Below are 7,693 nucleotides of genomic sequence, written 5' to 3' on the forward strand. Positions count from 1 at the left end.
AGATGGCTGAAGACCTAAAGGCGGACCACCAGCTCCGCCTCTACGGAAGCGTGCCCTTCTCTGTCAACGACGACGGCCGTAGCGTCGCCGAGATCAAGAACTTCATCAAGTACCTCCAGGTGGAGGCCGTGGAGCGCGCCGCCGCGTCCTATCTTGCCGCCTCTAAGCTGCTCGCCTCGCTGAACGACGCCCTGGTGTTCGAGGCGACCGCGATGGCCAAGGTCTGGGAGGGCCCCTCGTCGGTGGAGTCGCAGCAGGCGCTGCGCACCCTGCACGCCACCATCCGGGAGCTGTCGGAGAAATTCAAGGCGGTCGGTCTGCCGTTGGAGACACTCGGCAAGAGGCTCCGGGAGCACCAGGCGTTCGTGGAGAACAAGTCCGAGGCGTGGAGCGACAACGGCACCACCTTCGACGACAGCATGCCCGGCTGGTACGAGACGATGAACGCGGGAACCGAGTGGGGCTCGGCGGATGAGCTGGCCGGCCAGCATCTGCGGCTGATCAACAACGATCTGCTCAAGTTCTACGAGCAGTGGCCGTACACGATCACCAAGGTCGTGCCCGCCCTCAAGCCTCCCGATCTTCCCGTCCCCGACCTGCAGACGGACGATGATTTCGAAGGTCCCCAGATCGATCCGCGCACTCTCAAGGGACCGGGCGGCGAACTGCAGAGCCCCGGTATCGAGGGCATCGGCGACACTCCGTCCATCGGCTCGGACTCGTCCGGCTTCCCCGACGGGTCGCAGGACCCCGCCGGCGCCTACCCTGACGGAACCTATCCCGACGGTGGCGCCGACCCGAGCGATATCGGTGCAGACGGCCGCTACCCGGACGGGACCTACCCCGACGGCGGCCAGAACGCCGCCGGCCCGCAAGGTGCCGATCCGGCTGGCGCCGACCCGACCCTCACCGCCGGAGCCGCAAGACCGGACACCAGCGGACTGAACGCCCCCGACTCGCGGACCACACTTGAGGACTTTCAGCGCCCGGTCAACTGGGATCCGAACTCCGCCACCTCCATGCCGAACGGCGGTTCGCCCTACTACACGCCGGGCACCGGCTCCGGGACCGGCCCCGGAGGCAACCTGACCGGCTTGGGCGGCCTCCCGCTCAATGCCCGGTCGGCCTCCGTGTCCGGCAGCGGCATACCGTTCATGCCGATGGCGGGCGCAGGGACGGGCGCCGAGGAGTCGGAGGACAAGGAGAACAGCACCTGGCTGCACGAGGACGACGACGTCTGGGGCACCGACACGGACGGCGCCGTCTCCGACAAGATCGGCTAGCTGGAAGAAGACCGGCGCAGCTCCCGCAGCGTCTGCTCGGCGACGGCTTGATCCACCGCCGGGCACCGGAATCCCTGCGCGGCGATGTGCGCGCAGAGCTCCTCATCCGGACGGATGCCGTGCTCTTCCAGGTAGTAGGTGACGGTGTCCGTCCAGACCCAGGTGCCGTCGGTCCGGAAGCTGAGCGGCACCACCGCGCCACGTGCCGGGTCGAGGTGATCGAGCTCGGTGCTCGCCGTCGACAGGATGGCGGCACCGGCCTTCAGGTAACCGGCCAGCCGCGGGTCGTGCACTCGCGGGTGGCCGGGCAGGAAGTACGGTACGCCGTCCCTGACCCCGTCGAAGACCCTGGCCACCGAGATCTTCGGAACGATCTCCACATAGCCGTTGCTCCAGCCGCGCAGCCTGTCGAACGCCTCGGCCGACGTCCACTCTCGCGAAGCGGCCATCGTCTCGAACATGGACTGGACATCGTCCGAACTGAACTCCAGCCGGTTCCCATCTCGCGTCAGTGTGCCGAGGACTCGGTCCGAGCCGACCTCCACCACCTTGAGCGTTCTCATTTGACTCTCACGGCCGAACTCCGAAGCTCCACCGAGATCGGTCGCGCTCATCTCGCTCACCATCGTCCCTCGTCTGGGATCGGCCGCCACTGGGTGATCGCGAACAGGATGCCGCATTCTGCCCCCGCGCTCCAATCGTTCGCGTCGTGCGTCATGTGGGACTCGACCGATCCAGGTCCTCATCGGGTGCCGGTCGCCGGTCCGAGTCCCTGGCGACCTCGTCGCGGTCCTCGAAGTGGTGCTGGACCGGGCCGGGAGCCGACGCCGCCGGGGCGATCAGCGAGATCCGGCCCGTGGCGTGCATCCCGATGTGGTAAAGCCGGTCCAGCGCCACGTCGTAGGCGGTATGGAAGCCGTACTCCTGATAGTCGGGACGCAGCGACATGACGATTTCCGTGAGGAGCTCCACGTCCTGACGGCTCAGCGGGTTGCCGGTCCAGTGAAATGTGTCGCCGGCTCCTAGCTCGAGGAAGTTGCCGTAGAGGTGGATGGGTTCGAGCCGGGCCTTGCCGCCGGCGCCGAGCTCGAAGGCGCGTCCGTGGTCGATGCCCATGACGCCGTCATCGGTGACGATGAGGTTGCCCTTGTGCCGGTCATTGTTGATGATCAGGATGTCGAGCAGTTCGAGCAGCATGGCGCCACGTCTCGAGTTCAGGTTCGTTCCTCTCGGCGGAGGCGAGCCGGGGACGTACTCCATGAGGATGGCGTGGCGGTCTGCCGGGTGCGCGACGACGACCGGGACGTTGGCGCCGAGGCGCTGCCCCACTATGGATCCGAGGATCTCCGCCCGCCGGCCACGAACCATGATCTTCCGTGCGACGAGGGTGCCGTCCGCCAGGACGAGCACGTCCACGCGGCCGTCCTCACCGCTGCCCAAGGGCCGCCAGCTTGCTGGATCGGCTGCCACCGCGGCTTCCACGAGGTCAGGGGGCAGGCCGCGTCGAGGAGCGATCGCCTGTGACCGAACCGCGGCCGGCGCGGCGGGCCGGGTCGCCGGCACGGCGGGATTGGCCTGAGGCCACTGGTCGTCGCCGCCGGGTGGCAAGAACGGTCGCCCGTCTGAGCCGTACAGCTGGATGGCCGCGGTGTGCGGTTGCCTGTCGGCGCCGATGTAGACGATCTGGTCGGCGGCGAGCACCGAGCGGCCGGTGAGGTCGGCGAGCTCCTGCAGCACCGCCTGGTTGCGTGCCGTCTCACCGCCCAGGATGCGCAGCTTCGCGCTCGGGTGGCCGATCACGCGCGGATCGTGGGCGAGCATGGTGGCCAGGTCGGCCGCGCTGAGCCGTTCGGAACCGATGAGGAAGCTCGTGCCGTCGCCGGCTATCGCGACGTCGATGATGCCGGGCGTGAGCCGGAGCAGGCGCGGATCGGCCGTGGGCATTACCGGGGTGTTCTCGTCGCGGTACCAGATGCCCGATACGACTTCGCGACGATGCTCCAGTATCAGGTTGCGATGCCGGCTGGTCAGCGCAGGCGCGGAAGCCCGACCGGCACTCTCGTCCAGCGATCGAGAAAGCGCGGCGTCCACGTGGAGCGAGCTGGTGGAGCCGGGCGCCCCGGCAAGCGGGACGGCAGGCGCCACCTCGGGGGCGAGCCAGGTCCTGAGCAGCTCGGCGACCGCGACCGAGGAGTCGCCGGGCAGGAAGATATGGAACGCAGGCGATGACCGGTATGTAGCGCCTACCTGAAGATTGCCCTGTGCCGTCGTCTCCACCGGGCCGTCGGCGGCTATCACGATCCGGCCCGTGAGCTCGGCGAGGTTCCGCGCGAAGGCCGTTGTTCCGCCGTCCGGGTCGGCCAGCAGGATCGCTTGGTCCGGCTGCAGGCCGGGGCTGTTCAGAAGCAGCGCCGCGACTTCCTCGGTCGTGACGAACCGGCCATTGATCCACGTTCCGTGCTCCGAGAAGCGGCCTTGCACAATTCCGACACCGGGGACGGCGCGTGGTGCGGGATGCAGCGCCTCATGCCCGTCGCCATGGATGCGCACCCCCGTCGCCGTTTTGCTCACCGCCGTGCGGGCGTCGTGCGCGAGATGCCGGGCCCGGGCCGGAGTAAGTCCGATCGTGGGCGTGATCACCGGCCCTGTTCGGTTGAGGGGCTGCTGGATGAGGAAGTAGTGAGGCCGGCCGTCGTCGCCGGTCAACATGGCCGTCACGGCGAAGCGGGCACCGGCTCTGAACAGAGCCTGATGCGGATTGCCTGACAGGTCGGCGACCGGCACGTAGTCGGAGGCCAAGATGGTCACCCGCACACCATTCGCGCCGTTGCTCAGCAGGTCGATGTTGTCCACGCCGTCGAGCAGGGTTTCCACCGTGAACTCGGAGCCGGGCCGGATGTCCGCTGGGATCACGCCGTCCGGCACCCAGGCGAAAACGTGGCCTTCGGCGCGCGGCCGCTCCGCCAGTTCGGCGTCGGCCCGGGAGATCACGTCGGTCTGGAGCCGGACGTTCACCTGATGCAGGTGGTCGCCCTGCAGGAGATCGCCCAGGATGGGACCTGGTTGCGGTGAAGGCTGCCACTCCGGTGTGCTGCGCCCGGCGGTCGTGAGTGCCTCGGAGAACGTCAGCGAGATCAGCCTGGCGTCGTCGGAACCGACGAACGACCGCAAAGTGCCCAATATTCGCTCAAGCGGATCGCTCAGGCCCTGCCTGGAGAAGGCGTCTCGGAGCGCTTCGAACCTGGCGGCGAGGTCCGTGACGTCACGCTCCGACAGCACCGGCGCGCCCGCCCGGAAGTCCCAGTCGAAGGCTTGGCCGAACTGGACCAGGAGCGGGTTGACGTCGAGCAGCCGTTTCAGCGTCTCGTGGGCCATTGGCCGACTCAGGCTCAGAAAGGTGTAAAGCGCCCGGGTGGCCAGGCGGGCCTCCGTCTCGGCGGTGTGCTCCTGGGAGGCGACGATCTCTTCGTAGATGGTGTACGAATCGGCCCGGTACGAGCGAGGCTGTCCATCGGTGACGTCGTTTGATTCTTCCAGCCTGGCCTCGTACTCATTTGCCGCCGCGGAGGTCGGGAATACGTGACGCAGGGCCTGCCGGCCGTCACCGAAGACCACGGTGGTCGTGCCGTTGGGCTGCGGAGACCCGTCGATCACGTGGTCGATGCCCGTGGCCGCACTCGCCCGCAACCGGTCGCTGCCGAGCGTCCGGTAGACACGCCCGTGCTGGTCGAGGTGCACCGCCGGGCCGGGGAGGCCGAGCGCCCGCCGGACGAGCGCGCGGACGAGGACCTCGGTGGCCTGTCTTCTGGGGATCTGGAGAGCGTGCGATCCGTCGGCGAACGTGACCACGGGACCCAGCGCTGACTGCCGCTGCGACGCAATGCCGTGCCGGAGATTGGCCTTCAGCCGGCCCAGGTCCTCGTCCATGGCCGCGACCCGTTCGACGACGGCCATGGCCAGGTGCTGGCCCGGTGCGGCGGTGACCACGTCTTCCGTCCCGGCCGCGTTCGCGGCGATGAGCCGGTGCCTGTCCATGATGCGCTCGAAATCGGACAGCGCGCCTATCTGGGCGAAGTCGGCGCGTGCGGCCTCGAGCATGGTCCCAAGCTTCTGAACGTCCGACCAGGTCAGCGGGTTGCTTCCCCAGTCGCGCTGGCCGGAGGCGTCTGCCCGCAGGAACAGCTCCAGGAGCGGCCTGCCTCCCGCGAGCACATGGAGAGCGGGCCTGGCGACGAGTGGTGTCATGTCCGCCAGGGCGATGAGGTAGCCGGCCAGCACCGCTTCGCGCGTACCGAGGAAGCCGGGCGAGGCGTCGGCGGGCGTGAAATCGATCAGGATATGTCGGTCACCGGCCGCCGAGGCGCGATCGACCAGCCCCAGGCGCCCCGCGAGCCGGGTCACCAGCAGTTGCAGGTCCCTCTCCCGGCGGGTGGAGTGCTCGAGCAACAGCGCGGGAGACTCGTCGCTCAACGTGACTATGGAGACATTCGCGCCGACAGGATCCGGTTCGCCCAGGATGTCCAGGGCCGCCTGCTCCTCGGACTCCGCCCAGTTGATCAGGTCGTCGATGGAACCGGACGGGCGCGTGCGTGCGGCGAGATCGCGTTCGACCGCGGCGATCTCACCCGCCAGCTTCTCCGCGGCCGCGGTGTCGCCTGTCGCCAGGGCCGCACGGTGCTTTCGTCCCAGGAAGCGAAGCTCGTTGCGGCGGGCGGTGATGCACTCGTTGCGCCTGGCCTCCTCCGGCGAACCCGTGTGCTCACCTTCGAGCCGGTACTGGATGACGTCGCTGATCTCGTGCAGCACGAGCCGTGCCACCTGGTCGCGGGCGACACGGGGCGCCAGCGTCATGATGTGGGGGTCGTCAGAGCTGCCTGCGACCCCTCGTACGCTGGTCTCGCCGAGGTAGCCGCCCTCGACCGGGCCGACCTGGACCGTGAAGTGCAGCTCACCCAGCGTCGTGTGATGGACGATCAGCTGCCCGCCCGGCCCCCACGTGATCTCGGTGATGGCCTCGCCGAAGTCCGAGAGCATCGTCTCCCGGATGAAGGACTCCCTGGCCTCGGCGTCGGTGAGGTCGTCCAGGCCGGTCCGGCCGTCCGGGACGAATCCGGAGTCGGGATCGGGGGAGCCGTGGGTGGAGTCGCTCCCGTGGGGGCCGCCCGTGTCATCGGGCGTGGTCTGCACCGGCCGGCCCGGCGCCGGTGCCGCGGGCATGGGGATGGCGCGCCTGTTCAGTTCGTGCCTCAGCCGCTCGGCGAGGCTCTCCTCGTCCGCCTTGGTCCGCTCGTGGAGCCCGTGCAGGTCGATCCTGTGCTGGTCGGCCATCGCGATCAGGAGAGACGGCAGGCCGGCGAAACGCGGCCCGAAGCCTCCGTCGTGCCCCTGCGCGTGCAGCAGGCCACCGGGCGTGGCGATGTAGGTCTGTGGTCCGCCGTGCCGGGGGTGGATGGTGATCTGAACGTCCGCGCCGGCCTCGCGTGCCAGCAGTTGCGCCTGCCTGAGCTGTCCGTACGGCGGACCGGGCAGGTCGGCGTCCAGGTTGATCCGGCCCGACTGGTCGGCGAGGACCCTGGCCAGCCCGGCCAGGTCGTTGACGTCCGGGCGGGCGTGCAGCTCGGCCAGCGAGGAAGGCCGCGCGGGCACGTTCTGCACCGGCCGCTCGCCGGCGGGATCGACCGCCCGCGGGCTTTCGGCCTGGTTCTCGGCCGTCTGCAGGGCATTGTCGAACAGGATCAGGTCAGCGCTGCCCGTCGCGATGTGCTGCGCCGGAATGGTGCGCGACGGCTTCAGGCCGGTGTCCGGATCAGACCAGACCTCGAAGCGCACGTTGTAGTCGACCCGGAAGGTGACCGAGCTGCCGTCGGCCTTCTCCGAGACGGTGGTCTCGTCCCGGTTGCCGCCGCTGACCGACGAGGCGTCGCCGGCCTGGTTCCGGTAGGAGCCCGCCGAGCCGAACTTGACCCAGGACGGGACCCAGGACGGGCTTATGGCCGAGAACCAGGTGTTCTGGTTGTTGCTGCCGGCGGAGAGCGTGGTCGGGAGCAGCCGGGAGCGGCTCGCGCTCGCCTTGGTCGTCCACTGCCTGCGGTCAATCTGGCCGATCTCGGTCTCCGCCTGACCGGTGGCGATCACGACGGGTTCGGACAGCACCGCCCCGACGTGGATGTGCACCACCTCTCCGCTGCCCATCAGCAGCGGGATCACCAGGTGCCCGTCCTCGGCGGTCATGTGCTTGAAGTGGCCGTTCCTGAAGTTCCCCGACAACAGCCGGGCGAGAGTCCTGGAGTCGGCACGGCTGAGCTTGACGCCTAGCTCGTCCCTCAGGCGCTGCTCGACGGCCTGGGCGAGTCCCTTTACGCGCGTGGTCTCGACGGCGAAGTTCTCGGGCGCGGGGATGGGCCGGGGGT

The 7,693-nt window shown here is 69.0% G+C and carries 3 protein-coding genes; 1 reads left to right on the forward strand and 2 read right to left on the reverse strand.

Features of this window, described 5'->3' with window-relative positions:
• Window positions 1-2: 2 nt before the first annotated feature.
• A complete protein-coding gene (locus ETD85_RS12265) occupies window positions 3-1,283 on the forward strand; it encodes a hypothetical protein (protein ID WP_138689788.1) in 1,281 nt (426 codons plus the stop codon).
• On the opposite strand, the gene ETD85_RS12270 is transcribed toward ETD85_RS12265, so the two are convergent.
• On the reverse strand, window positions 1,280-1,732 hold the full coding sequence (locus ETD85_RS12270) for a hypothetical protein (protein WP_138689789.1): 453 nt from the start codon (window positions 1,730-1,732) through the stop codon (window positions 1,280-1,282). The genes ETD85_RS12265 and ETD85_RS12270 overlap by 4 nt on opposite strands.
• A 265-nt stretch (window positions 1,733-1,997) precedes the next feature.
• Window positions 1,998-7,693 (reverse strand): hypothetical protein (locus ETD85_RS63040; protein ID WP_170246641.1); only part of this gene is annotated, 5,696 nt, incomplete at its 5' end.

The organism is Nonomuraea zeae, assembly GCF_005889725.1.
Taxonomy (GTDB): domain Bacteria; phylum Actinomycetota; class Actinomycetes; order Streptosporangiales; family Streptosporangiaceae; genus Nonomuraea; species Nonomuraea zeae.